At 56.0% G+C, this 3,449-nt stretch carries 4 protein-coding genes and 2 pseudogenes; 2 read left to right on the plus strand and 4 right to left on the minus strand.

All coding sequences use genetic code 11. The annotated features are described in order from the left end of the window. Positions 1 to 526 (plus strand): annotated as a pseudogene (locus tag CDI09_RS18745) (hypothetical protein); the annotation flags it as partial. A 319-nt stretch (positions 527 to 845) separates the two neighbouring features. Here CDI09_RS18745 and CDI09_RS17190 read toward each other — a convergent pair. The 3 genes from CDI09_RS17190 to CDI09_RS18750 form a co-directional block, all read right to left on the minus strand. Next, positions 846 to 1,205, minus strand: a complete 360-nt coding sequence (locus CDI09_RS17190) for a YidB family protein (RefSeq protein WP_078523618.1) — start codon at positions 1,203 to 1,205, stop codon at positions 846 to 848. Between the two features lie 215 nt (positions 1,206 to 1,420). Further along, positions 1,421 to 2,098: an NUDIX domain-containing protein gene (locus CDI09_RS17195; protein WP_078523617.1), complete on the minus strand. Its 678-nt coding sequence runs from the start codon at positions 2,096 to 2,098 to the stop codon at positions 1,421 to 1,423. A gap of 51 nt (positions 2,099 to 2,149) precedes the next feature. Further along, complete coding sequence (locus CDI09_RS18750) at positions 2,150 to 2,401, minus strand: hypothetical protein (RefSeq protein ID WP_236944544.1); 252 nt, start codon at positions 2,399 to 2,401, stop codon at positions 2,150 to 2,152. Here CDI09_RS18750 and CDI09_RS17200 point away from each other — a divergent pair. Next, on the plus strand, positions 2,291 to 2,752 hold the full coding sequence (locus CDI09_RS17200; protein ID WP_408884527.1) for an IS1595 family transposase: 462 nt from the start codon (positions 2,291 to 2,293) through the stop codon (positions 2,750 to 2,752). The genes CDI09_RS18750 and CDI09_RS17200 overlap by 111 nt on opposite strands. Positions 2,753 to 2,789: 37 nt before the next feature. Here CDI09_RS17200 and CDI09_RS17205 read toward each other — a convergent pair. Further along, positions 2,790 to 3,353: pseudogene (locus CDI09_RS17205) on the minus strand (YncE family protein); the annotation flags it as partial. Positions 3,354 to 3,449: the final 96 nt, after the last annotated feature.

Consider the following 3,449-nt stretch of genomic DNA (forward strand, 5'->3'; position numbering starts at 1 on the left):
CTCGCATACAACTGCAAAAGAATGGCACGGCTTCAGGCAGCATAAGCCGGGTCAGCCTCGGCGTTATCAGCCGCAAAATGCCCAACCCGACAGGCTGCTAGAGTGGCTTGAAACCATATCTTATCGCGATGGGTTTGTATTCCGCCCCATAATCACGACTCGATACGGAATGGAGTTTGGAAAGCGATATCATGATACCGGACGTCAATATGGCGGCCAGATCAAGACTGGATGGGCTGGGGCATGTAAGCGAGCGGGATTACCGGGCCGCATCCGGGAATGGGTTCCCAAAGGGAGTAAAACCCCAAAGCAGGTCTATGTTCCAGAATTTACCCCCCATATGCTGAGGCATACTTGGGCGACATGGCACTATTGCGTATATCGTGACCTATTGAAACTGAAGGCTGATGGGGACTGGAGCGACACAAATATCGTAGCCGATTACACCAAGCTGATGCCCGACGCTTACCGTGAAGAGATTGTGCGCTGGTGGTCGTACGGGCCGAGAGTAGTGAAAAATCAGTGAAGTTATTCGACTGGTTTGATTAACGTATTGATTATAAATAACAAAATGCGACTCTCCCCTACCTTGACATGGTAGGGGTCACAGGTTCAATCCCTGTTGCGCCCACCATCGTCTCCGATAAGAAATCCCTTAAAAATTGAAATGCCATGTGATGCTTCCCTCAACGGAAAAATCCATCACTGTCGGCAGGTATCCCGGATGCCCTCAGGGCGCGTCGCCTTTATTTTTAAAAGGCCGTTTTATGCCGCAATGCGTATCATGGCCCGTGGCGAAGCCATGGGAAAAGGACCGGTCACATGTAACCGGCCCCATTTTGTGTTCAGGCGGTTTTGGGAGCGGCTGCGGCCGGGGTCTGGGTATTGACGGCCTCGGGCAGCAGATGGGCCAGAACAGGCAGGATGGTCGCGGCGGGCAGGCCAGTCTTGTTCACCATGGCCTGAACCTGATCGTTGCTCAGCAACGTGCGCAGTTCATCGGTAGAGATGGGCAGGTTGTGGCCGTCGCCAATCCATGAGCGCACCTTGTCACCTAACCCGGCCTGTTCCGCCTGGGTCAGCAGGCTGGTGATGGTGGCCGGGGTCAGAAGCTCGGCCAGGTAGGAATGCACCTGCTCCGACAGCCCTGCCGCACCAGCCAGATCGCTCAGCTTGCCCATAACATCATTGAAGATACCGCTCATTCTGCTTTGTTCCCATCATGTCATTTGGTCTGTGCCGCATTATACTACACGACATAGAGTTATAGGAAATTTATATAAAACAGGACAAAAAAAAGCGGTGCATGTGCACCGCTGAGTTTAGGGAGGAAACGTCCAAGAAGCAGTTGCACAAGGCAGGTCTGCTTCCCGCCGTTATGACAACCCTCACATTGTTGTGTCAACAAAAAAACGTATGTTCATTTTCGTGCCTGGTACATGTGCCATGAAAGCAACGTTTTGGCGTCCGTCATGCCGATATGGGGCAGATCCGCCAGATCGATCACCCGCAGGCGGATATGTTCGTGCTCGCAGGCAAGCCCGGTCTGCCGGTTCATCAGGGTCCGGGCCAGGGCTTCATCTATATGCAGTTCGGTATAGTACAGGCCAATCGCCTCGTCACACCCACCCGGGGAGAGCCAGACATGCGTCAGTTCCACCAGATCTTCGGCGCGCACATGCAGGTCGGCCCCCACTTCTTCTGAAAGTTCGCGCAGCGCGGTGCTGACGAATGCGCCGCCATCGAGCATGCCCGCGGGCAGGGCCAGCAGGTCAGGCTGGGCTACCGGCACGCGGGCCTCACGCGTGAGAATGGTGCGGTCGGGATAGCCGGGGCATTTCAGCACGACCATGACCGATACGGAATCGCCCCGCAGCAGGGCAAGGCCGGGCACCGCTTTGCCATCATGCAGGGCGTCGGCCTCCACGAGTATGAAGCCCATGCGGTTCGGGCCAAAGGCCACCGCATCACGCACCAGCACATGGCGCAACGTGAAGCGGGTGCGCATGGCCTCATGCCATCGGCGGAAATGCGGGGCCGCAAGCACGCGGGCCTGCATGGCTGCATCAATACCTTCAGCAAAGGAAATATCGGTCATCCGGCCCCTCCAATGCCATGGGCCAGCTCAAATGATCGGCCTCAGGGCATGTTAAAAAGCCAGTTCGGGACACCGCCTGCAAGGATGAAAAGTTTTGGGTCTGGCATAGGTAAGCCAATAAAGAATTGATATGTCATATGAAACCACGTCATCGCAGAACAGATTGCTCATGAGGCACAGCTCTCGGGTGAAATCGAAGTCGATGAGAGCTATTTCGGTGGGCATCGTAAAGGAAAACGGGGCCGGGGCGCCGCCGGGAAAGAGACCATCTTCGGCCTGCTGAAATGGCATGGCCGTGTCCATGCCGTCATGATCCCCAACGCAGGTCATCGGACGCTGATGCCGATCATTCAAAAGAAAGTACAGCCAGCTTCAATCGTTTACAGCAATTCGTGGCATGTTTACGACAAGCTGGATGTCCTGGAATTTCATCATGAACGCATCGACCACGGCAGGCATCTCGCCCTGGGCAGACACCATATCAACGACATCGAGAATTTCTGGAGCCAGGCGAAGCGGCATCTGCGTCGATACAATGGAATACCACGTAAGGACCGCCATCTCTTTCTGGCCGGGTGCGAGTGGCGCCTCAACATCCGCCCGCCTGCAAAACTCCTGAAAATCCTCACTCAATGGGCTAACCTGCCCGCATGAACCGTCACAAATAATGCTTATCCATGAAAGCAGTTTTTTAGCGCAGGATACCGGTATGCCCGACCGAGTAGCGGCCCGGCTGCGGCCATACGGTCAGGCCATGCGGCTCCTGCCCCACCGGGATCTTGCGCATGGCCCCCGTGGTGGTGTCGATGGCATAGACGACATCATCAAACCGGCCCGAGAGCCACAGCGTTTTGCCGTCATTGCTGACATTGCCCATGTCGGGACTGCCACCATGGGGAATGGGCCAGTTGGCTATCACCTTATCGGTTGCAAAGTCGATCACGCTCACGCCACCCGCCTTGCCGTGCGGCGGCCCGTGAATCTTGTGCGATCCCCGGTTGGCTACGTACATTTTCGTGCCATCACGGCTGGGATACAGGCCATGCGTGCCGATGCCGGTGGGGATGAAGCCCGTCTCGCGGAAGCTGTCGCCATCAATAACGAACACGCCATCGGCATGCATGTCGGCCACGTAGAATTTGTGCCCGTCGGGCGCGGTCAGGATATCCTGCGGCATGCCGCCGCCTGACAGCTTGAGGTAACCGATGACCGTGCGGTTGACGGTATCGACCTTGGCAAGGTAGCCGCCAAACTTCTGTGGTTACCGTCCGTTATGCAAGAGTTTTCTGACCCATATTGACGTGTGATCGTGTGCGGTCTTCTGTAAGGCCTGTTGATGTGGCCTTTCAGA

Origin of the sequence: Komagataeibacter nataicola, assembly GCF_003207795.1 — a bacterium.
Taxonomy (GTDB): domain Bacteria; phylum Pseudomonadota; class Alphaproteobacteria; order Acetobacterales; family Acetobacteraceae; genus Komagataeibacter; species Komagataeibacter nataicola.